At 59.8% G+C, this 22868-nt stretch carries 18 protein-coding genes and 3 pseudogenes; 13 read left to right on the top strand and 8 right to left on the bottom strand.

Going from position 1 to position 22868, the window contains the following annotated elements; all coding sequences use genetic code 11:
• Nucleotides 1-60: 60 nt before the first annotated feature.
• On the bottom strand, nucleotides 61-654 hold the full coding sequence (locus FB472_RS11105) for a Panacea domain-containing protein (protein ID WP_141990941.1): 594 nt from the start codon (nucleotides 652-654) through the stop codon (nucleotides 61-63).
• A gap of 588 nt (nucleotides 655-1242) precedes the next feature.
• On the opposite strand from FB472_RS11105, the gene FB472_RS14510 reads away from it, so the two are divergent.
• Nucleotides 1243-2508, top strand: a complete 1266-nt coding sequence (locus tag FB472_RS14510; RefSeq protein ID WP_141991558.1) for a Fic family protein — start codon at nucleotides 1243-1245, stop codon at nucleotides 2506-2508.
• Nucleotides 2509-2667: 159 nt separating this feature from the next.
• Here the strand turns inward: FB472_RS14510 and FB472_RS14705 are convergent.
• Nucleotides 2668-2992 (bottom strand): annotated as a pseudogene (locus tag FB472_RS14705) (hypothetical protein); the annotation flags it as partial.
• Between the two features lie 343 nt (nucleotides 2993-3335).
• Nucleotides 3336-4032 (bottom strand): annotated as a pseudogene (locus FB472_RS11090) (transposase); the annotation flags it as partial.
• A gap of 252 nt (nucleotides 4033-4284) precedes the next feature.
• Between FB472_RS11090 and FB472_RS11085 the strand changes: the two are divergent.
• A complete protein-coding gene (locus FB472_RS11085; RefSeq protein WP_170192085.1) occupies nucleotides 4285-4803 on the top strand; it encodes a transposase in 519 nt (172 codons plus the stop codon).
• Between the two features lie 242 nt (nucleotides 4804-5045).
• Here FB472_RS11085 and FB472_RS11080 read toward each other — a convergent pair whose 3' ends face one another.
• Nucleotides 5046-6011: a DMT family transporter gene (locus FB472_RS11080; protein WP_281283296.1), complete on the bottom strand. Its 966-nt coding sequence runs from the start codon at nucleotides 6009-6011 to the stop codon at nucleotides 5046-5048.
• Entirely contained in the window at nucleotides 6008-6601 is a 594-nt protein-coding gene (locus FB472_RS11075; protein ID WP_141990938.1) for a TetR/AcrR family transcriptional regulator, read from the bottom strand. Before FB472_RS11075 ends, FB472_RS11080 begins: the two co-directional genes overlap by 4 nt.
• A 713-nt stretch (nucleotides 6602-7314) precedes the next feature.
• Here FB472_RS11075 and FB472_RS11070 point away from each other — a divergent pair.
• From FB472_RS11070 to FB472_RS11050, 5 genes are all read left to right on the top strand, one after another.
• The gene (locus FB472_RS11070) at nucleotides 7315-7827 is read left to right on the top strand and encodes a cation:proton antiporter regulatory subunit (protein WP_141990937.1); all 513 of its coding nucleotides are present in this window, start codon (nucleotides 7315-7317) and stop codon (nucleotides 7825-7827) included.
• Nucleotides 7827-9473, top strand: coding sequence for a cation:proton antiporter (locus tag FB472_RS11065; RefSeq protein ID WP_141990936.1), 1647 nt, complete (start codon nucleotides 7827-7829; stop codon nucleotides 9471-9473). Before FB472_RS11070 ends, FB472_RS11065 begins: the two co-directional genes overlap by 1 nt.
• Before the next feature lie 347 nt (nucleotides 9474-9820).
• Nucleotides 9821-10405 carry a recombinase family protein gene (locus tag FB472_RS11060; protein ID WP_141990935.1) on the top strand — a complete coding sequence of 195 codons (585 nt, stop codon included), beginning with the start codon at nucleotides 9821-9823 and terminating at the stop codon, nucleotides 10403-10405.
• A 232-nt stretch (nucleotides 10406-10637) separates the two neighbouring features.
• Nucleotides 10638-11243 (top strand): hypothetical protein, encoded by a 606-nt coding sequence (locus FB472_RS11055; RefSeq protein WP_141990934.1) that lies wholly within the window; start codon nucleotides 10638-10640, stop codon nucleotides 11241-11243.
• Nucleotides 11240-11872: an RES family NAD+ phosphorylase gene (locus FB472_RS11050; RefSeq protein ID WP_170192084.1), complete on the top strand. Its 633-nt coding sequence runs from the start codon at nucleotides 11240-11242 to the stop codon at nucleotides 11870-11872. The genes FB472_RS11055 and FB472_RS11050 overlap by 4 nt, the downstream gene beginning before the upstream one ends.
• 399 nt (nucleotides 11873-12271) lie before the next feature.
• Here FB472_RS11050 and FB472_RS11045 read toward each other — a convergent pair whose 3' ends face one another.
• On the bottom strand, nucleotides 12272-12910 hold the full coding sequence (locus tag FB472_RS11045; RefSeq protein ID WP_141990932.1) for a hypothetical protein: 639 nt from the start codon (nucleotides 12908-12910) through the stop codon (nucleotides 12272-12274).
• Nucleotides 12911-13258: 348 nt separating this feature from the next.
• Here FB472_RS11045 and FB472_RS11040 point away from each other — a divergent pair, with 348 nt between their 5' ends.
• The 4 genes and pseudogenes from FB472_RS11040 (at nucleotide 13259) to FB472_RS11025 (ending at nucleotide 18078) form a co-directional block, all read left to right on the top strand.
• Nucleotides 13259-13630, top strand: a complete 372-nt coding sequence (locus FB472_RS11040; protein ID WP_141990931.1) for a PDDEXK nuclease domain-containing protein — start codon at nucleotides 13259-13261, stop codon at nucleotides 13628-13630.
• 649 nt (nucleotides 13631-14279) lie between these two features.
• Nucleotides 14280-15215: a LysR family transcriptional regulator gene (locus FB472_RS11035; RefSeq protein WP_141990930.1), complete on the top strand. Its 936-nt coding sequence runs from the start codon at nucleotides 14280-14282 to the stop codon at nucleotides 15213-15215.
• Nucleotides 15216-15656: 441 nt separating this feature from the next.
• Nucleotides 15657-16705, top strand: a pseudogene (locus tag FB472_RS11030) (IS110 family transposase).
• 302 nt (nucleotides 16706-17007) lie between these two features.
• Nucleotides 17008-18078 (top strand): IS110 family RNA-guided transposase, encoded by a 1071-nt coding sequence (locus tag FB472_RS11025; RefSeq protein ID WP_141990929.1) that lies wholly within the window; start codon nucleotides 17008-17010, stop codon nucleotides 18076-18078.
• A 271-nt stretch (nucleotides 18079-18349) separates the two neighbouring features.
• Here FB472_RS11025 and FB472_RS11020 read toward each other — a convergent pair whose 3' ends face one another.
• Complete coding sequence (locus FB472_RS11020; RefSeq protein ID WP_141990928.1) at nucleotides 18350-19321, bottom strand: DMT family transporter; 972 nt, start codon at nucleotides 19319-19321, stop codon at nucleotides 18350-18352.
• Between the two features lie 72 nt (nucleotides 19322-19393).
• On the opposite strand from FB472_RS11020, the gene FB472_RS11015 reads away from it, so the two are divergent.
• Nucleotides 19394-20311: a LysR substrate-binding domain-containing protein gene (locus tag FB472_RS11015; RefSeq protein WP_141990927.1), complete on the top strand. Its 918-nt coding sequence runs from the start codon at nucleotides 19394-19396 to the stop codon at nucleotides 20309-20311.
• Between the two features lie 503 nt (nucleotides 20312-20814).
• Here FB472_RS11015 and FB472_RS11010 read toward each other — a convergent pair.
• Entirely contained in the window at nucleotides 20815-21291 is a 477-nt protein-coding gene (locus tag FB472_RS11010) for a hypothetical protein (protein WP_141990926.1), read from the bottom strand.
• A 347-nt stretch (nucleotides 21292-21638) separates the two neighbouring features.
• On the opposite strand from FB472_RS11010, the gene FB472_RS11005 reads away from it, so the two are divergent.
• Nucleotides 21639-21914 (top strand): hypothetical protein, encoded by a 276-nt coding sequence (locus FB472_RS11005; RefSeq protein ID WP_141990925.1) that lies wholly within the window; start codon nucleotides 21639-21641, stop codon nucleotides 21912-21914.
• The last annotated feature ends 954 nt before the right edge of the window (nucleotides 21915-22868 follow it).

Here is a 22868-nt window from a genome sequence, read left to right as displayed (position 1 = left end):
AGGAGAATCCGGTGATGTCGTGCGCTTCACCAAGGTTTTCGACACGGTTCCACGGTTTCGTCAAGCCCGCATGAAGCGGTTGAACGCGGCGACAGCTTCGTCGTCGTCAAAACTTTCGATGAAACCCGCGGGGATGCCGACGACGTTGCTGTGAAACACTCGCTCAGACGCAGCCACACTCTGACGGAAGTAATGTGTCATCTCGTCGTCCGGTATTTGTGTCCGGTACGCGTCTGCTCGGTAGTGGTTTTTCCATGGATCTTGCAGGTGAGCGAGGTTGCGGAATTGGCTTGCAGACCAATCCCTATATTTTGACCACACTTCACCAAGAAACGTCTCGACGTCGAGTGGAAGACGTTCATCAGCTCTGGAAGCAAAGTCAAGTGTCGTCTGTGTGGCAATTATTTGCTGCCCGGGGAACACCTGCCAAGCACGGTGAACAACGGGCCCGTGAGCGTGTGCCTCCACAGGTTCGTCAAATAGCCGCTCGTTTGCAGATGCAAGATAGTTGGCCTGAGCCAAATAGAGAAGCTTCTGGAGCTTCATCGGCGTAACGTCTGGCTCATCACGGAGCGCATCCTGTTGAACGAAGAAATCCGCTACTTGGACGACGTTCAGATGGTGGCTGAACGCGATGTCATCGGAATTTTGCAATTAGATCGCGTCCTTTCCAGTTCGCGTGAGAAACAGTTTGTCTCTTCAGAGGTGCTGACAGTTTGGGGCCAATGGGAACAAAGTTGGCTGAATACCTGAAGTCAACTCGCCCCTAAGCCTCTGACAGAGGCTTAGGGGCGCAAAAATTGTTCTCCAACATTATGTATGCGGCGAAACCGCTTTGGTCGGGTGCCTCAGTCTTACGATTCCGGTGTGATGCGCATTCCCTCGTTTCCATGAGCGGCAAGCTGGCGGGATTTTCGACCGGTTGGCCTTCACGGGTTCAGGTGTGGGCGAGAAGAGGCCACCTATTCCCAGCGAACTGGCAAGGAATCCTTACGAGTTGCCCAAGGCGCGCCCCCGTGATGCCTTCCTGCGAAATCGGCGCCGCAGTGAAGCTTTTATGGTCGGCAGCGCCGTAAGCATCGCTCGATGCGCCGCGCGTCGCCGTTGACCTAATTGGCTGTACTTGTTCTCAAACGGGTCGAGACGCGGTTCTCACAGTTAGGTCATAAAGGAACGTCGGTGGTTTATGAGATAGTTTGCTAAGTCATAATCAACTCCGATATGTTTATGAGGTAGCGAATGATGCGTGAGCCAGCGGGCCGCCCCGGCGGAGGCCAGTTCTCCGCCCGGCGGAACAGTGAGGCAGAAGTGGTCCTGGACGAATCATGGCCCGCGCTTGGGTACGAGAGCCAGACATGGACGGGAATCCCCCAGGCTTTTCTCGGGCCCGAAGCTGAGATGTGGATGGCCAGGCCGCAGGAATACAACTCCGCCGTACCTCCACACATCGCGTCGCTTACGCCTGGTCTCGACCCCGAGACGGTGCAGAAGTCCAACGCTGCCACCATCGAACTGAGCCGGTTCGATGCGGGCCTCGGCGATCGGATGGCGAACTTCGGCCCCGTGCTTCTGCGTTCGGAAGCCGCCTCGTCCTCACAGATCGAGAACCTCACCGCGTCCGCACGGCAGATCCTGACCGCCGAGCTCGGCGCGACAACCAACCGTAACGCTATGCTGATCGCCGCGAACACCACGGCACTGCGAGCGGCAATTGCTCTCGCTGACGAGCCAACCGGCGAGAGTATGCTCCACATGCACGCCGCCCTGATGGAGCACCAGCCACAGCACACGCCCGGCCAGTGGCGAACAGAACCCGTGTGGATCGGCACCAACGCCCGCACCCCTATTGGCGCCACCTTCATCGCGCCACACGAAGACCGCATCCCCGCGCTCATCGCCGACCTCGCCGAGTTCGGCGCCCGCCATGACGTCCCAGCGCTGACGCAGGTCGCGATAGCTCATGCACAGTTCGAGACCATTCACCCGTTCAGTGACGGCAACGGACGCACCGGGCGGGCCTATGCCCAGGCTCTGCTTCGCAAACGCGGAGTCACCCGCAACGTCGCAGTGCCCGTATCTGCGGGCCTGCTAGCTCACGTAGGCGAATACCACGATGCACTCACTGCCTACAGAGATGGCGACCCGAACCCCATCGTCAACCAGTTCGCCGATGCCTCATTCGTCGCCATCGCAAATTCGAGGCGCATGCTCGACGAGATAGACATGGTCACGGCCGACTGGCGCACGGCGATCAAAGTCAGAAGCGACAGCAAAGTCTGGGCCCTGCTGGACGTCATCCAGCGCCGTCCCGTGATCAATGCGACGACCGCGGCCGCCGAGCTCGGAATCCAACAGCCAAACGTGTACCCATTGCTGCACACACTCACCGAACAGGGCATTTTGAAGTCGAAGAACGAGCACCACGCTGGCCAGTTCTGGCGAAGCGACGAGATCCTCAAAACGCTTGACACCTTCGCGGAACGCGCCGGACGCAGGACCTGGTCGTAGCGCTGGGGAGCAACCATCGTTCCGTCAACTCACCCAAGGCGGTCCCAGTGCACCAAATACTGTGCATCAGGTCTCGGCCCTGACTTTCTTGGGTAGCGCGCACGCTCCCGGCTTTAGCCGTGGGGTGCGGAAATTTTCTCGTGATAGACAGCCCCAATGACTGCAGATCCTTCAAATGTTCCCGCTCCAGCAGACTGAGGTAGCGGGAATCGATGACCTGCTCGACCCTGGCCAGAGCAACTCGTTCACCCTGCACCCACGCGGTTCTCGGATTCTTCACGTTAGCCAGCATCTCGGCCGGACGGTAAAGCACGATACGGCCATCGGGGTAGATGCGCCCCTTGGAGAACACCCGAATACCTTTGTCCCAGTCCAGCGCCTGATGCGCCTCGATCCCGAGCCGGCCCGCGGCCTCACGCCGGGATACACCCTCGCGTCGCAACCGGAGGAACTCCTGCCGCTTCGCATCCGAATACGCCGCCATGAAGATCCCGGCCTTATGGGCCCAGACGTAGCAACTCACCCGATTCAAGCCGAGCTCCCGCGCGACCGCCGAGACGTTACCCACTTCCGCTAATCGTTTGAAGAATTCCGCCTTCTCCGCCGCCGTGTATTTACGCTGCGTGCTGCGCGGCGTGGACAACCCCGCCTGCTTCATCCACTGATAGCCGCGATCGGGATGCGCGCCAACTGCTACCGCAGCCGCCCGAACAGAGCCGCCACGATCAATCAAAGTCATGAACTCGAGCCGCTGCTGCTCCGTGTACTTCTTTGCAGGCATATCCGCTCCTCGTCGCTAGTGTTGCGACGATCGCTGGGATTCAAGGCGTGGGATGCTCCGTAATATCGGTGACCCAAAGTTCGTTCAAGTGAGGCGATGGAACTTCCGGTTGACGAGATCATCGTCCGTAGCCACGCCCTTCAGACGTTTCACACGCGTAGGACCGGGAAGACCGCCGATTCCCGCTTTCGTCATCAGCACCGAGACCAGGCGGCTTGAGCATTGGATATCCATGCCGATCGTGAGTTCGGCATGGATACGCCGGTATCCGTAGGTGCCACGGGAGGCGATATGGATCTCCCGGATCAGACCGGTGAGCCAGAGTCTGCGGAGCTGCGTTGAGCTGGTCGGGCGTTTTCGATACCGGTAGTAGCCCTGTCTGGATACTCCGAGAAGTCGGCAGCAAACCTGAACTGGTGCCCCGGCGTCGACAAGTCGATCGATCACCGGGTGCGCCCTTTTGGGTCGACGCCTTCCTCCTCTTCGAGCCATTTCGAGGCTCGTTTCAGAATCTCGAGTTCTTGTTCGAGTTGCCGAATCCGCTGTCGTGCCGCACGAAGTTCAGCAGCTTCCTGGGTGCTATCGCCGGGCCTGCGTCCGTGATCGATGTCGTCTTGACGCAGCCAGGAATGCAGTGTGACCTCGTGGATGCCGAGATCAGTGGCGGTCTGTTTGACCTGCCGACCTTCGCGGACAAGCGCGATCGCGCGCTGACGGAACTCTGGTGGGTACGGGCGGGGCATAGACGTGAGCCTTTCATGAAGGCCATCGGCTAGCTACCCCGAGTGGAAACCAAACCATAGGTCAGGTCAACCGCTGAAAGGCGCGACTCCCGACCACATCAGCAGGCTCTGCCTCAAACGCCTCGCCCAGCGCACCCAGATGCTCGCGGCGGAGATCGTCGATATCGATGCCCAGCTCGGGGATCTCACCCGGCTGAGCAACCCTGCACTACTTTCCGCCCACGGAGTCGGGCCGGTCGTTGGGGCACCCTGTTGGCGACCCTGGGTGACAATCCAGATCGGATCGGCACCAAAGCGCAGTTCGCTGCGCTCTTCGGCGTTGCCCCCGTCCCGGCGTCCTCTGGAGTGCGCCACCGACATCGTCTCTCCCGCGGTGGCGACCGCCACGCCAATGCCGCGCTGCACCGCATCGTCCTCAGCCGGCGCCGCCACAAAGACCCCCGCACAATGGCCTACTTCGATAAACGCCGCACTGAGGGTCTCTCCGATCGCGACATCGTCCGCTGCCTCAAACGACACGTCGCGAACGAGATCTTCGCCCTGCTCACCAACCCAGAGATCAGCACTCCTCAGGGACCACTGCTGCGCCAGCGGCGGCAAACGCTGCAGCTGGCCATGACCGAAGTCGCCCACCAGCTCGGCGTCCCCTACCAGCGCCTGCGGCGCCTGGAACTTGGCGAACGCTCCGATGCGGAACTCCAAAACACCTACGAAACCTGGCTCGACAACCTCGCGCAAGACAAGTCCAATACAAACCAAAAAGCTGCCTGACAACGATAGGAGCATCGACTCAGCGGGACGTGACCACCGGCAGCGATCAGAATTCGTGTCCAAGTCCTTCGGTCCATGCCAAGCGAGATCACCGCATCTGCCAGAAAATCACCGGCTTGCATGCCCGCCCAGAACAATTGCAGTAAATCAGGTCGAACACGAAGAGAATAGGTCGCCACAGCACACCATCCCTCAGGTGTTGCAACCACCGCAAGAACCCAAGGAACCCTCTGCGGGAACGTCTATGGTCCGCCCAGGAGATCCTTGATCTGCAGGTCATCGTTTCGGTTGGAACCGATGATCCGTCCGTCGCGGAGCGGTGATTGGATGGTGAGCACCATCAGGCTGCTGGCAATAAGACCCACCCCAACCCATCCCAGGGTAGGTAGTTGTTCTCCGACGATCACGACGGCGAGTAATGCTGCAACGATGGGCTCGACAAGACTGAGGATGATAGCTGTGCTGGCGCGCACCCGAGCGAGGCCCATGCCGAAGAGAACGTAGCCTGCAAACATCGGGACGACGGCCATGTATATCCCGACGGATGCATTAGACCACGAGGCTAGAAGAGGGGCCCCCGAGGCCAACACGATGGGCATGAGTAATACCCCGGCAACGCCGAAAATGGAGCCCATCGCGGGACGAGTTGGCACGCCAGCCGAGATGACGCGGTGAGCGGCCCATGAATACAGGGCGTAGGTGAACCCAGCGAGCAGGCCAAGACCGATACCCAGCTGAGCGTCGAAGTCTCCGGTTGCTGCGGGGGTCACGAACTCGCTAATGGAGAGCACGGTCGCGCCGCCAATTCCGAGGACGGCTCCGGCCGCCCATCGGCGAGTAAAGCGATACTGGTCGGCTACACGCTCAATGATGGACGCAAAGACTGGTGCGGAGCCGATGGAGACGACCGTTCCCACTGCAACGCCAGCGAGGCTCATGGATGAGTAGAAAGCCAGCGGGTAGACCGTCACGGCGATCGCGCCCAGGGCCAGAATCCTCCACTGTTCTCGCAGACTGTGGCAGTTGACTCGGATTGATCGAAGTGCGATCAGGGCCTGCAACAGTCCTCCGAATCCCATCGCCGCCGCGCCAATAGCGATCGGACTGACTTCGGGGGCAAATGTTGCGGCCGTCCCAGTCGTTCCCCAGAGGATTGACGCAGCCAAGATCAACAGGACGCCCCCGCGGTAACGGTTTGACTGCCTCACAAGGAGCCGATCAGATCTAGAGCGAGCCGTTTGGCGTGCGCAAGTTTGCGTCCATCGCCGGCGAGACCGGCCAATGCCATAGAGCCTTCCAAAAGAAACGACAGATGCGAAGTCAGAGCGTCAACCCGGTCACTATCGACAAGTTCAGACACATGCGAGCGAAGAATGACTTCGACTTCATCCTTGTGACGACGAACAAGTGCGCGCCCAGCATGCCCTGCGGGGAGCTCGGCGGCTGCGTTGAGAAGGCCGCAGCCGCGGAACCCGTTCTCATACGCCAGTTCCGCATGGCCTAGATACGCCTCGAAAACAGCACCAATAAGCCCCTTACTGTCCGTCGCTGATTTCGCGCGGTCGGCGTAGAGCTCCAACCACTCTTCGTGTCGAGCCTGAAGATATGCCTCGACGAGTTCCGCTTTGGAATCAAAGTTGTTGTAAAGACTCATTTTGGCGACACCGGCGTCCGCGGTAAGGGTGTCGATGCCGGTCGCAGCGATTCCGCCCGCGTAGAACCGGCGAGCCGCCGCGTCCAAAAGGCGCTCACGCGCAGAGCCTCGCCGTCGACGTGGCTCTGAATTAGCAATCACCATGCTGCTCCTAAATAGGTTGATCTACCTAAATAAGGTTACCTGATGCTGGGACGAAACCCGCGCGAGACGGTACCCGCAAACGAGACGGCGTACGAACACTTCCGTACCGTGACTGAGGCCTGAGCCGCCGACTGGATTGTGATGTCGCGTATAGCCCGCCCGCGAGGAATTGTCGCTCAGGTACGTCAAATGCAACATTTTGCGGATTCGGCCCGACGGGTTCTGGCGGGCCGCCTATCGTGGGCAAATCGGAGCCGACTCAACGTGCTCCTCTTGAATACACCTGTTCAGATAGATATCGACATCGGGATCCTCGAACCAGGTACCAGCGCGTACAGCATTAGTTATGTGGCTGGGTGGAGGGCGGCCGAAATCTTCCAGGAACTATCATCGAAGAAACCACACCGTGTTGCACTTCGAACTAGAACCCGGGGTGAAATTTCTAAAAATAACGGAACGGTAACTAGACAGCGTTATCTTTCCGTTATACATTCAGAGAGCAGAAGTTGTTTGCTGCAGCAGCGACTGCGGAATGTGATTGCAGGACACTCTTGGTGCAAGGGAGAGGGTCGGTTTCATGTCTTTGAAACCGACCCTCAAACTATCTAACGGGAACCCCCGCGATACCCGTCCGGTCCCGCAAAACTCCAAGTCGACCGGTGGATTCAGGCTAAGTTGAGAGTGCACCGTGACCGCGACAATAGGAGTAGACCGTGACCGCACTCGACCCAGATCTCGAAGAGGTCCACGTTCGCGAGCATCCGTTGCCCGGCGTCGCCCGCTTGTTCGAGTTGGCACTCTCCGGCGGCACAGTGCTCCAGATCTTCACCGAGTCGGATTCGAGCGACAGCCACCTCGCCGTTCTCCCTCCCGACGCCGACACACCCGTCGTGAACCTGCGGCTGAGCAACGCCGAGGCGGTCACCCTCTCGTCCCTCATCTCCGGCGTGAAGTTCGTGATCAGGGCCGCCGACGAAGCGGGGGCGGCGGATGCCGCAAGTCCGTCAACCGTGAAGCTCCGGCCGGCGTCCCCCGCGGTGGGAAAAAGGCTCCACGAGATCGAGGTGCCCGAGCCCGACCAGGCCCAGGTGCTCGCGGTGATTCGCGACGACACTGAGGAGCTCCTCGATGGGGATGTCGAGCGACGATGCCAGGTCGGGGACCGGCTGGTCGTCGTCGGGCGGCCCGACGCGCTGGCGCGCCTCGTCCGATACCTCCACGGATGATGGCGGCCGGGCTGGACACATTCGCCACCATGGCGGCTGTCCTCACCGTCGCGGCCATCATGGCGTTCCTGGCGCACCGCGCGCGGCAACCGCTCATCGTGGCTTTCATTGTGGTGGGAGTCATTGTCGGCCCGTCTCTCTTAGGCTGGGTTGGAGGCGGCGACACCCTCGAGTTGCTGGCGGAGATCGGCATCGCGATCCTGCTCTTCCTCGTGGGGCTCAAGCTCGACATCCACCTGGTCAAGTCGATCGGTCCGGTCGCACTGGTCACCGGACTCGGCCAGGTTCTGTTCACCTCGCTCGTCGGCTTCGGTATCGCGCTTCTCTTCGGAATGCCAGTGGTCATGGCCGTCTACGTGGCTGTGGCACTGACCTTCTCGTCGACGATCATCATCGTGAAGTTGTTGTCGGACAAGGGAGAACTCGACGAACTCCACGGCAGGATCGCCCTGGGCTTTCTGATCGTGCAGGACATCGTCGTGATCTTGGTGATGATCGCCCTCTCCAGCTTCGGCGGTGAGCGCGACGGTTCCCTCTGGGAACAGATCGTGGGCGTGCTGCTCGCGGCAGTCGGGGTCATCGGTGGTCTCGCCGTCGCGATGCGCTGGGTACTCCCCCGCCTCCTCAAGCTCGTCGCGAGTTCGCAGGAGCTGCTGATCGTGTGTTGCGTTGCCTGGGCCGTCGCAGTGGCTGCGCTCACGGATTATTTGGGTTTCTCGGTGGAGGTGGGCGCGTTCCTCGCTGGCTTCGCGATCGCGTCGACACGATTCCGGGAGTCGATCGCGTCGTCTCTGTCGGGCCTGCGGGATTTCCTGCTCCTGTTCTTCTTCATCGGGCTCGGCGCGCAACTCGACTTCTCCTCGATCGGCACCCAGGTGCCAGCAGCCATCGTTTTCTCCGCGTTCATCCTCATCGGCAACCCACTCATCGTTCTCGTGATCATGGGCGTGATGGGGTATCCGAAGCGCGTCTCATTCCTGGCCGGTCTGGCCGTCGCGCAAATCAGCGAGTTCTCTCTGATTCTCGTTGCCCTTGGCCGCGACCTCGGCCACGTCGACAACGACACCGTCGGGCTCGTGACACTCGTCGGGATGATCACGATCGCCGCATCCACCTACATGATCCTGTACTCGAAACAGCTGTTCGCCGTGCTCGAGCCGGTCCTCGGCATCTTCGAGCGGCGCCGCACGATCGACGATGCGCTCCCTGAGCCGAAGAGTTACGACGTCATCGTCTTCGGCCATGGACGGTTCGGGAGGCGCCTGATCGAGGAGTTCGCAAGGGCGGGCTACTCGGTGCTGGTGGTCGACTGGGACCCCTACGCCAAGATCCGCCTGGAGGATGCGACGCTGGCGGATCGCGTGTCGCTCGCCTACGGGGACGCGAGCAACGGCGAGTTTCCCGGAACCCTGCCGCTACGGTCCGCAAAGTGGATCGTCAGCACCATCCCGAACGTCGAGGTCAACAAGGTTCTCGCCACATCGCTCCGTCATCATGGCGCGACCGCCCCCGTCGCGGTGACGGCACACACCGAGGCGGAAGCACGCGAGTTCGGCAGGGAGATCGACGAGAACGTCATCAATCTCGTTCTCGAGCCGTTCGATGACGCTGCCGACGACGCCATCGCCGCGCTCAAAGCGCTGTGAACCTCGTCAGGACAGGATGTCCTTCGTGGCGAGGCGGGGCTGTAGGCGAGCGCACCGAAGACCGCGATGTACGCGGCATGCACGAACGCGTTGGCGCAGAACTCACCGAACGGGCAGCTGCGGGGCGAACATAGACGGCAGCGCCCCTGACACCGTCCGCCGCCAAGCTCCGCGTACTCGAATCTAGGTGTCTCGAGAATCTAATGATTTTCAAGACACTCGAACTGGACGAGTTCCACAGAGTGCGTTCCTTATATATAGGAGGCACTCGACTGTCTCGATAAGTCGTCTCGTAGTCCCGAGTGTCTTGCCGCCTCATTTTGGGGTTTCTGAGGCACAATTGCGTCATGGCACTTCTCGGCTACACCAGAATCAGCACAGTCCATCAAGATGACCAGCTGCAACGCGACGCACTACTCAAAGCAGGGGTGGCCGCGGAACGAATCTTCTCGGACGTGATCTCTGGTTCCAAAGATGCACGCACCCGGCCCGGGATGATGAAGCTGCTTGAGTTCGTGCGCCCGGATGACACCATTGTGGTTTGGCGCATCGACCGGCTCGGTCGCTCTCTTCTGGATGTCATCGCCACCGTTGCCGACTTCCGCACGCGTGGGATCCAGGTCCAGTCGATCTCTGACGGGATCGACCCGTCAACGACCAGCGGCCGGCTCCTGCTGAACATGCTCAGTACCCTGGCCGAGTATGAACGCGAACTCATCGTCGAACGTGTCAACGCGGGCATCGCGGCCGCCCGCACCTCCGGCGCCATCTTCGGCCGGCCACCCTCGGACCCGCAGCTGATCGCACAGAAGCTCCAAGTTGTGCAGGCTGCTCGAGCCGGCGGCAAGAGTGCGGCCGCGGCAGCGCAGCTTGTCGGATGGAGCCGAGCCACCTTCTACCGGCACCAGGCCGGGCTCTCCCCCAGCGAATAGCGCACACGACTACTGCGCGACAGTGTGTTTCGTGGTTAGGGCTCGTGAGCAGAATGCAGCTTCGTGCAGTCCACTCCTGATCGGCCAATAGTCAAGACCCCTCTGCACGACTCAGATACTCTCGCATGACGTGGTCCAGTCAGCTTCTGAAAACGACACCCGCGATGCCTCAAAGAGTCGTATTCACATAGAATCTCGCCTATGATTGTTCGTGAAGCGAAGGGATGAAGTCATGAGTAACGCAGTGTATGACCAACGAGACCCTGCAGTGAAGCTTGACCGCGCCATCACCATGCACGGGTTCGATCGAGCGGAATTTTACGAGTTTGCACTTCGAGCAGTCGAAGATACTCAGCCAACCGCTTTCCCCAGCCACCTCGCCGAGATTATCGCGGCCTCCGGAGGCCCCAGCACTGACGAAATACGCGAGCTGGAGAAAGACGTTGCCAGCGGTTCACTTGTCCGGCGTCGACTTACCTCGCGGGCCCGCATCTATCAACTCACCGCTACGGATGCCGAGATCGGGGACCGGCTTGGCATCAGTGCTTCCGCGGTCCGGCACCGTTACCGCAAGGACCTCCTGGTCGCTCACCACGTTGGCCACAACCGGCTCCTGCCCCTCTGGCAGTTCGATGGCGCGGTAGTGATACCAGCCGTCAAAGCCGTCGCTCAAGCGATTCCAAGCACGGCGTCACCGCTGGCCGTCCATAACTTCATAACCAACCCACACCCGAACCTTGTGATCGGCGGCGAAACCGTTTCGCCGCGCGACTGGCTCTTCGCTGGCGGCGAGCCCCAGAGGGTCATCGAACAGCTCGAGCTCCTCGGAACGCTGTGAGCAGCAACCCCGCCCCACCCACACACCTCACAACACGACCCGAGGACCTCCTCACCCGAACGACACCCCTCTGGCGACTCTTTAAAGCGTCGGGCCCTTTCCCTCAGACCTGGAACGGGCTTCGCCACTTCGGACCGTTACCTGCGCTCCGATTCGAGCCCCACATTCCCCCAGCGCATGACCAACCAGCCGGGGTGATCTATGCCGCCGAGGATTCTCTCACCCCGTTCGCCGAGGCCTACCAGGACTCTCGGACGATCGACCCCGACGAGAACGGTGCATCACTTGTTCTCTGGCAGCCCACGAGACCTCTGCGCTTACTAGACCTCACCGGTGGTTGGTGGTTCACCAACGGCGCCACGCTCGCTGTCGCACACGGGCCAAAGACCACCACCCAGCAGTGGGCGCGTGCGATCTACCAGCAGCACGATGTTGGCAACACAAACCCGCTCAACCTCGACGGTGTGTTCTACAATTCGGCCACGACCGGCAAGAAAGCCATCGCTCTCTTCGAAAGCGCAGCGGACTCGTTCCCACCGGCCCCCGACCTCCACGTTCGCCTCGTCGATTTAGGCGCACAAATATTCATCGAGGCCGCAGCCAAACACCTCGGCCTAGAAGTTGACTAACACCGGCGGCGGCCACGACCAACGTTGAACCGTCTCGGATCAACCATCGACAACGACACCTGCTCAGGGCAAGGATCCGCACGCAACCCCACGCCCCGTCGTACCGGAAGTCATACACGTACGGCCGCTACGTCAGGCTGGGGCGTACCCCAGCTAGGCAGCCTTTTAATATTTCGGAAGTTACCTTTGCGGAATGCCTGACCGCAAGCGCAAGGATCACCGGGTAGCATTTCACCGTGCTCCCCGAGATGGCGAGTGGGCGTCCTCTGTCAGTGTCACGGCGACCACCCAGCCCTGTTGCGCGATGTTTTACGGTCCCTCGCGGTATGTGTCCACCGTGTCCTGTTCGGACAACAGCACAGAGTTAGTCGTTGCACACGACACCAGAGAGCTGTTAGCTCAACGGCGTAGCCGCTCAGGCTCCGTCGAGCGCATCCCCCGCCACTCGTAGGATGGCCGGTTCAGCTTCCGAGCCTCAGGATGATTCTCCGGCAGACCGTGATCCTTGCCCTCTTTCATCAGCTGGATCTGCTTTATTTCCCAACGCTCGTATTCGCTACGAATGAAGTCGAGCCCGTTGTATTCTTTGCAGCCGTGGAGCGGCGTCCCGCGAGAACATTTTTCTCCCACACCAGCATGATGACGTTCGTCGATTGTCCAGACGGCGACCATCGCTCGGTTACGCGTCTTGTATGCCCGGGTGACTTCTTCGCGAAGCTCAAGGACGGCCTCTGCGTGAATGGCCGCGAGTGTCGCCTCCGAGGCATGAGCGAGGTCGCCCCCACTAGCCTTGGCGAGTTCGTCGCGTTCCCCTCTCACCCTGGTCAATCTCGCGTCGATCTGCTCGACCTCGCGGTTTGCGCTCGACAACTTGCCAGCCTGCACGGAAATGAACTCTGCGGTGATCCTTTGGTGATCCGCGAGCAGGTTTTTGATTACGAACTGGTGGCCGCGGCAGAGCGGACACCGATGGTCGGAATTAGATATTCCCAACGCGACCGGAGTGATCCAACAGCATTCGCAATTGATGGTCGTCATGGACATCCTTTCGGGTGGACTTCCTGAAACCGTGCAAGATCAAGGTACCCGCAGCCCCCAACATGTCGATGGACTACCCCGGCGCGTTACCCAGAAACATGTTTGACAAACTGCGGGCAAATCAAGGCGCGAGTTTCGAAAGTTACCGGATAGATTTCGTCGCTAGAATCGAACGGATCCCTCGGGCAGTGGTGGTCGGTCTCGTTGCCTCTTGCTGGACGCGGTCGAATTCCCTAGCTCACCTTAAGCGGAACCTCCGGTGATGCTACGGCCGCAAGCCGATCCCGCTACGGACGCCCGCATAGAAGCCGCGTCAGAAGAGCGCCTCGCTCGAGCGGTCGGCCAAGCGTGCCGCTTCTGATCGTTCAGAAACGCCAGCCCAGTTCCATCGCTCTACTCTTCTTCCATATCGAACAGCTGCGCTCCGTCGTCATCGAGCTGAAAATCGGAAAGTTCGAACCCGCACATGTCAGCCAGCTCGAGTTCTATGTCGCTCTCGTCGACGATCGCTCCCGTCGAGAAGTGCACTCCCCGACCGTTGGCATCCTCATCTGCGGTAGTGGCAACAAACGCACCGTCCGTTACTCCCTCGGACGAACAGGATCCCCCTCGCAGTGTCGACCTACACCTACGAGTCGCTGTCAGGGAAGAAAAAGCGCACTCCCCACCGTGGACCAGCTTGCTATCGCCCTCGACTGGCAAGTCGACAAAGGAACCTGACCTGCATTCGATTGGCCAACAGCCTGTTGGCTAATCGAAACTCTCAGGCGCAAAGATTAGGAGCGGTCCGCGGGCGAACCTCCGACTCTGGTCCGGAGTCAGTGGGCTGTCTCAGAACCGAAGGGCGGCTTCAGAGGGTCGGCGCTGGCACCTCTGCACCGCCGAGGTCTTCCTTCTACGCATGGTCATTTTCACTGGCCACGCTCCTCACCTACACAAAGCCGATTCCGTCTGCTCGCGGTCGCTTTGGTCGGAAGGCCGCTCAGCGGACCCCTTCCCGACCTGGTGGGTCGACCGAACGGGGCGTGATCCGTTAGAGCGACGAGGTGCCCACAAATCTTCGTGATCTTCCAGTGCCTTGCGGCGACGATATTGCATGAACACTAGAACTCTCCCGAGCGCTCGCTCGCGAGCGACCCTGGGGGTTGTGTCGTCGGAAAGGATGCTAAGAAGCACCTCGTCCACCTGACATTGGTGAGCGCGATTGAGCAACTCGGCAAGAGCAGATCTGTGTGCGTCGAATCCGTCGGCAACGATTGCTTCCGCCAACGCGGTGCCTGTTAAAGTGTCCATGACCTGAAACTACGGATTGTGGCCTATTAGCGCTAGCGATGCTTTCTGGCGATAGTAAACAGATAAACTGTTGTTTATGTCGACTGTGAACGAAATCACCCTGAGGCAATTGGCCACCCTTGTGGCGGTTGTCAACGAAGGCACCTACTCTCGAGCCGCTACGCGTGTCGGGTTCACTCAATCTGCCGTGAGCCAGCAGATCGCAGCTCTCGAGAAGTCCCTTAATCTACCGGTCTTCGACCGGCCCAGCGGACCGAAGCCGGTCAAACTCACCCCGGCCGGCCATCTTCTGCTCGACTATGCGCGCGCCACGCTCGAACACGCCACAGACATGGATGAGCAACTCGACCGGCTTCGTCGGGGTATCACAGGCCACCTGGTCATCGGGGCGTTTCAGTCGGTGTCATCGAGACTGCTGCCAAACATCCTCACTCAAATGCACCATGAATCGCCCGACGTGGACCTGCAAGTCACAGAGACCGACAACCAGGAGCGACTAGTCCGTTACGTCATTGACGACAAGATGGACTTCGCCTTCACCATCGACCACCGGCCTGACCCACGCGTCATCATCGACGTTCTTGGTCACGACCCTTACGTCGTAATAGCTCCCACAAGCGATGCGCCCGGCACGGCCGTGTCGCTGAAGGACCTCAGCTCCAAGCGCCTCATCGGTCACCCCCACGACAATACGTGCCAACTAATGCTCGACGAATGCATGAACGCCGCCAGGCTCCGACCCGAATACGCCTACCGGCTAAGTGACAACGCCGCCCTCCAAAGCCTAGTGGGATCCGGAATGGGGTGGGCTGTCATGCCTGCCTTGGCGGTCGACACCAGCGACCCCCGGATTGCCGTTGTGATGATCGATCCTCCAATCGCTCCACGGACGATGCAACTCATCCGGCGGGCAGACCACACACTGCCCCCAGCGGCCGACACCTTCGCGCGCATCACTCATGCCACAGCAGCGGCCGTGCTGGCCGAGGAGACTGAAACCGCAGTCGCATGACTCGGAAATTCGCGCGAAACACCCAACACTCAACCCTGACGGACGCAACGCGGGCTGATGCGGAACCGCAGCGCGGAGTGGTCAAGCTTCGAACGTCGCTCGACCAGTCGAGCCGGCGACGACCACCGCAGTGACCGACGATGCCTAAGGTGTAGCCCACCATGCCCCGTTACTTTCTTTGTAGCCGTTTGAGAGTCATTCTTGGAGGGTGTTGGCCTGCGAGGCCCGGCATGGTTGTTGCCCCCAGTCGTTCATGATCCGGGGGGGTGTTGTCACCGGGTCGGGTTGGCAGCGAGTGACCGCTGATAGGGGCTGGACCCGGCATTTTGTCGAGGCCGTTCGTAACGTGGATGTCGAGACTCGCCGCCGTGGTTTTCAGGCTGACTTGATCGGACGGAGGACACAGTGTGAATCGAAAACTATGAACAGGTCGACGTCTTCATCGGTGTCGATGTCGGCAAAGGTGAGCATCATGCGGTCGCTTTAGACCGCGCCAGAAAACAGCTTTATGACAAGGCTCTGCCCAACGATGAGGGCAAGCTGCGTGAGGTCATCGGGAAACTCAAACAGCATGGCCGAGTGCTTTTCGTCGTGGATCAACCCGCGACGATCGGGGCTCTGCAGATCGCCGTCGCAGAGGCCGAAGGAGTGCTGATCGGCTACCTGCCAGGGTTAGCGATGCGCCGCATCGCGGACCTGCATGCCGGAGAAGCAAAGGCTGACGCCCGGGATGCGGCAATCATTGCTCAGGCTGCCCGGACTTTGCCGCACCCCTTGCGGTCAATCCAGCTCGCTGATGAACAGGTGGCCAAGCTCTCCATGCTCTGCGGCTTCGACGATGATCTTGTGGGTCAAACTACCGCCACCAGCAACCGGATTCGTGGCCTCCTCACCCAGATCCACCCCGCATTAGAGAGGGTTCTGGGGCCGCACCTAGATCACCCCGCAGTGCTGGATCTCCTGCAGAAATACTCAACACCCGCCGCGATGAAAGCAGCTGGAACCACCCGACTGGGCAACCGACTCATCAAACTCGCACCCCGCATGGGGCGCCGCCTCGCCGAGCAAATCACCCGGGCTTTGACCGCGCAGACCGTCGTTGTGGTCGGCACGAACGCCGCATCAATGGTGCTGCCGCGCCTGCATAACAACTGGCCGCTCTGCGCCGCCAGCGGGCAAAGATCACAGTTGAGGTCGAGCGCCTCGCCTCTTACGCCGGGCTCGCACACGTCACCAGACGTTCTGGATCCTCGATCCGCGGCGAGCATCCCTCTCGCCGCGGGAACAAGATTCTGAAACGGGCACTATTCCTATCCGCGTTCGCCGACCTCCGCGACCCTGTCTCACGGGCCTACTACGACCGCAAGATCGCGCAAGGCAAACGCCACAACCAAGTCCTCATCGCTCTCGCACGGCGACGCTGCGAGGTCCTTTACGCGATGCTCCGCGACGGCACCCTCTACCAAACCGAGCACCAGCTCGCCGCTTGACAAACCTGTGAGTCTTAGATTGGCTGGTCCGGGACTGGCTGGCAGAGTTGGTGTTGGTCGCTCCGCCGTGGTCGTGACTCATGACAAAACTGGCCCCTCGCGGGTGCCTTGCCTATGAACTGTCCGGTCGCGGTGGGTGACCGACACCGGCCCGGCCCGCCTCAGTGGCTTAATAAGAAGCATGCCCGACCCGTACGGATCGTGGCTCATCACAGGTATGCCCCGAAGTGATTCCTACCGGATCGGCGCCGGTCGTCAGCGACCGGATCATCGCCCATCTCAAGGAAAGGAACCGGAACGCTATGAGTACGATCGTCTCGCAAACGCATTCGTTCGTTATCGGCGTGGACACTCACGCCAGAACCCACACCTACGCTGTCCTCACGGCGGCAGGTCAGCACCTCGGGACCGAAACGTTCCCGAATACCGCGGCTGGTCGCTCCCGCGCCATCGCCTGGGCCGGGCGCCGCACCGGCGGTGTTGCCGATGCGCTCTGGGTGATCGAGGGAGCCGGCAGCTACGGCGCCCAGTTGGCCGGCAACGTAGCGGACACCGGCTCTCGTGTCGTCGAGGCCGCCCGCATGGGCCGGCGCGGCATTGGAAAGTCCGACCCCCTCGACGCACGTCGGATCGCCGCCGCTGTGCTGTCTTTGCCGGTCAATCAACTCCGCACCCCACGTCAGGATGAGGGCGTGCGGGAAGCAGCGCAGATCCTCCTGACTGCACGCGACGGACTCGCCGGGGAGCGCACCCGCGCGGTGAACGCGCTTACCGCCCTGCTACGCATCATCAACCTCGGCATCGACGCCCGACGTCCCCTCGGAGCACGCAAGATCGCCGAGGTCGCGCGCTTGCACACCCGAGAAGAAGCCCTCGCCGCCACCACCGCGCGCACAGAAGCAATGCGTCAGGCCAAACGCATCCTCGTCTTAGACACCGAGCTCGGCCAGAACATGACGCGTATTAGCGACCTCGTCGCAGCGAGCCCTGCGGCCGAGCTGCCTGACAAGACCGGTATCGGCCCCGTCACCGCAGCCAGAACACTCGTCGCGTGGTCCCACCCTGGTCGAGTCAAGAGCGAAGCCGCTTTCGCCGCGATCGCAGGCGTGAATCCTATTCCCGCATCATCAGGCAACACCACACGGCATCGACTGAACCGTGGCGGAGACCGCCAACTCAACCGTGCGTCGAACATCATCGCGATGGTCCGAATGGTCCACGACCCGGGAACACACGACTATGTCGAACGTCGACGCTCTGAAGGCAAGACCGACCGCGAGATCCGCCGCATCCTCAAACGCTACCTCGCCCGCAGTATCTACCGACACCTCAACACGAAATCAAACACAAAACTGGGGGTTGACGAGATATAGAAGCTTCATAGAAGCATCCCGGGTTTGTAGATGTTGTGCTTGACGGTCATGCGCTGCGCGAGAATGCGGGCCTCCTTCTCTGCGGCCTCAATCGAGCTGTATTCCATCCATCTCGTTCCGCCGTTCCAAGGTTGGCCCTGGTGCAATCCGGATCGTAAGCAGCGGTAATGGGGTGTTCTGAGCTAATACAACTACTACGAAACACGTGAGACGTTAGCGTGAAGTTTCTGCCTGACCTTAAAATCCTCCATTTTCGATGCTGCACGTTGAATCAGTGAACTGCTTTACTCATTCCTTGCGGATTGTAACGGCTCGCCAATGTAAGCGCTGTGGATCGTCTCTCGGTGAGGATCTGCCCGATGCCAGCGGCCGTGATGGCACCAAATCCGAGTATTTGAAGACCTGTAATGGGTGATCCGTAAGCGATAAGGTCGACCACTACCGCAGCTGCTGGATAGATGAACGCGAGGACGCCGATGGTGGCGGTACCGAGGCGTGGATAGGCGGCATAGATGATGAGATACATCAAGGCTGTGTTGACCAGTCCGAGCACGAGCAGGTGAATCCATCCTGAGCTCGTGACCTGATGTGGGCTTAGGACCAAGGCTGGCGAGGTGACGATTGCTCCGGCGATGAGTTGGATCGTGATGATTACTAGTGGGCTTGGCGCTGCTTGGCGTCGCGCTTGTTGATGCCGTACCACGATGATTGATGCCGCATACAAAGTGGCGGCGACGAGAGTGAGGGAGACTCCGATCAGGAGACTGTGGACGTTTTCCCCATTGGCTGCCCACGGCTTAGCTACGAGCACGATCCCGAGGAAACCCAGCCCAAACCACGCCAAGGTGCGTCGATTGAATTTTTCGCGGAGGAATAGAGCCCCCAAGGCGATCAGAATGAAGGGTTCAATGTGAAAGATGACCGTGGAGACACCGATCGACAGGTAGTCGTAAGCGGTGAAGATGAGGATCCAATTTAGTACCAAAAGTGCGCCGCTTCCGGCTATGGCCAAGCCAACACGTGAAGTCACTGCGTGGAGCAGTTCTTTTCGGGTGCTAGACCGGACGGAGATCACAGCCAGTAATCCGGTGGCGCCGATAACGCAACGCCAGAACACAACTACGGCAGGCGGCGCGCCCGATTCGACTACAAAATAGCCGATAGTCCCGGACATAATCATGCCCGCGGTCAGAAGGGTCACTGCGAGGTACACGCCTCGAGTGTGTGTATTGCTTGGAGCCATACATCCATTCTTGTGTTCACGAGGCTTTAGGGAAAGCAAAAGATCTGAAACAGTATCTGTAAGCTGTGCTTTATGTTTGATCGCGATCTTTTACGATCCCTCCGAGCCGTCGTCGAGCTCAAAACGATGACCGCGGCGGCTGAGCATTTGCGCCTTACGCCTTCGGCGGTCTCACAGCAGCTCTCGAGGTTTCAACGCCAGATCGGGGTTGAGCTGCTGGTGCGGCGTGGGCGGTACCTGCACCCTACAGAGGCAGCGAGGGTCTTAGTGCAGGCTGCGATTGAAATGGAAGCCGTCGATGCGTGTGCTCGAGCGCGTTTGGAAGAGCTCCAAAGCACTCCAGCGGGTCGGGTGACTATAGGAGCATTCCCAAGCGCATGTCGCGGTTTGGTTGGACCGATTGCCGCTAGAATCGCCGCACGTTATCCCAAGATCTCCCTTGTAGTGCGCGAAGCGTATCCCGAAGAGGGTGTTGAGAAAGCACTTAACGGCGATGTAGATATTGCCGTAATTCATGAGTGGGAGCAGGTACCCCTCGCTATTCCTGCTGCCCTGTCAACGTACGTGCTGGGAACCGACGATGTTGATCTCATAGTTCCCAGTGGCCATCCCGCTACTAAGCGCGAAAAGGTCACAGTGGCCGATTTGCCTGAAGAACGTTGGATAACTGATACCACTGACATATACGCGCGGTGGCTCCAACAATCTCTCGACGCTGCTCGCATCCCATATCAATTGGTTGGGCTGGTCAACGAACACGAATCACAGATTAGTCTCACCGCCCATGGTCTTGGTCTGAGCCTTGTCCCACGTCTGGGACGATCACCGTTACCTTATGGCGTGGCGGCAGTTACCCTCAGCGAACAAACACCCCGCCGTCGTCTGATGCGCACGGAGCGGAAAGACAGTATCGATCGCCCTGCTCTGAGGATCGTACGACAGATACTCGACGAACAAGCCCGAACCATTCTGGAGGAACTAAAACGCTGACTGGTCACCTGGCTTGGTTCCCACAACCACTTAGCAGTGTCTAACGAGCTATGCCAAATAATTCCCTCGGCATCTAGGTCCACAACTAACGGGTTTTCGCAGTAAGAGTCAGGTCCTGATCGACACCAGGCTTCTCAGTACGCATCTTTGTAGTAGCAGTATAAAAAAACATAGGGGTCTACTCCGCTCAACCGGGCACACCAACTCTGCCAGCCAGTCCTGGACCAGCCACCCCAAGACTGGGTCTGCTGTCGGTTTGGTCCGACACTTCTAGAACTAAGACCGGGAGAAGTTTGCCGTAAGTGTTTTTCCGTGTCGCCCAAGTTTCGCCGGGCTCTGCTGAGTATGTAGACATGGCGCCTTCGTCGAGTTGAACATCAACGTAGACCGAGCCAGCAGGGAGACTTTGACATTTCGCAAATGGGCTGACATATCAAGAGCCTCCTACGCATAGGAACGTCAGAGGTCCGACTCTCCGCCGCAACGGATATCACGCCGGCTGCTTAAGAGCGCCCAACCACGCGCCCCATCCTCGCAAAACCGCTCATGATGCCCTTGCGCATCTTGGCCGCGACAACTCTCCTCACCGTCGGCAGGACCTGCACCGGATGGGTGTGAGTGTGCCACTCCCATCCGCGGGATGCCTCGCACGCCTGGACCAGCCACGGATGAAGACTGCCCTGGGCGTATTCCTCATTCATGTAATAGTTCACGTTGTGGACCGCGTCGGAGTACTTCGCGTCGCTCCACATCTCAGCAACATCTTCCCCGACAACAAACTCCCCATCAATGACCTTGACTTCAGCGTTGGAAATGTAGTGGAGGACAAAAAAGTTGTATGCACCAATCCTTTCGGTACGCGATGCCTGCTTATCGCAATACTCGAAAAGCCGGGCCATGGCCAAGTTTGGGCCGTACTCGGCAAGGACTTCAGCTTCGGACATTGGGGTGAAGCCGTAGCTAGGGGTCAAGGTGGGCATTGGAATCCGTTTCCGGCCGCCTATTTGACGACCACTGTGATCCCTATGCGCGGCAGAATCAATCGGCTGTGTGGGTGCGCTGCATGCAGGGCTGTTGTCAGTTCTCAAGCTAGATGAGACTTCTTGCGTAGTTGAGACAGTCACCGAGATCCGCAGGGAACCGCGGGTTTCACACGCCGTGAGGCACCAACGGTCTCAAGATCGTCGAGAATCCAGTCTCAAGTAACTTGAGAACTGACAGCTGTGCGCGGCATCGGATCGAGGCGGTCTTCACACGCTTGAATTGCCGCGCACAGGTTAAGAGGCGCGGAAAGTCTCGGCGTCGAATGCTGAACGGAGATACACGTATGTCGCTTGAAACCTTACCCATCGAAGGTAATCCCATAGTTCGTATTGGCAAGAGCAGGTCAGAACTGGTTTGGCCCAACGGTTCCCGGCGCAGATTCCACACCCCGGAGATCGAGCAAGCGCAGATGGAACTCAACCGCGTCACGCGTCTCCCGAAGCTTGGCTCAACAGCCTCGCCACAGCAGAAGCAGAATCGCGCCGACAGTGTGTTCGAATCCCGAATGCAGCTCGGCCAAGCAGTGCGTGCATTTATTCGTTCAAGCCGCGAAACCTGAATGCGCTGGCCCTGCAGATAAAGGCAACTGGTCCCTACGCAATCCCTCCGCGAGGAAACTGACGCAGACCGGGAGAGCCGATGTTTGCGTTGCGAGCGCCGCCGTGTGAACTCGGCTCCACCGGTCACAAGTTATGGATGTCACATCCCCCTCGCTTCGGCCCCTGAGATGTTTGTCACCTGCCGGTGCAGCAGGCCCCAACATCCTGATCGCTCATGTCCCTCCAAATGTCCGGGGTCAAGACAACGGACAGTGTCCGCATGTCCATTGTGGTGACACCTGCTGATGGCCACCGACTGACACTAGATGCCCCTCCGGGCCTGCGACAGAATGTCCGTCCGCCAACGTCCGTCACCTACTCGTGATATTCGACCGCTGGATGAACCGTCGGCGATAGCCGGACCTCAACCATGCTCTCGGGGCCGCCCCATGCAAGACCCCGGCGGCGACAGCCGACGGTTGCCCTCGCGGCGGTAGCCGGACACGTGGATATTAGCTGCGCGGGTGTCGGAGCCCATATTAAGAGCTCGGCGCTTCGCGCCTCGCGTGACTTCGTCATGTCTCCCTTTATGCATCGTGATGTCTGCTTGGTTGCTGCGCAACTGTTTCGCAGAGCGGGCCGTCGCGCAACGAGATGTCACCATGGACCGTTGAGGTTCATGGGGGCGTCGTGGTTGTGCGACAGGTTGCGACTTGCATTGGGCTCTCTTCGTTCGCCCGCTTCGCGGCGGTGTGTGGTTCTGTGTGGGGCGTGATGTCTGCTGGGTGCTCGCTGCGCTCGCGACGCTTCGCGTCTGCCACGGTGTGAGGTCCGTTCCGCTTCGGTATGTTCCACTCCACCGGTCTGTGTTCATTTAAGTGGACGGCTGTCTATTTTTGTGGACTCCCCCTGTTCCGTTGCGCAACGGTGCGGAGCCTCTTTGTCGACGTCTAGTTCTGGGTGGGGTTTCCCTG

It is taken from the genome of Rhodoglobus vestalii, assembly GCF_006788895.1.
Classification (GTDB): domain Bacteria; phylum Actinomycetota; class Actinomycetes; order Actinomycetales; family Microbacteriaceae; genus Rhodoglobus; species Rhodoglobus vestalii.
The sequence above is the reverse complement of the archived record's forward strand: the minus strand, read 5'-3'. Positions and strand labels throughout refer to the sequence as shown.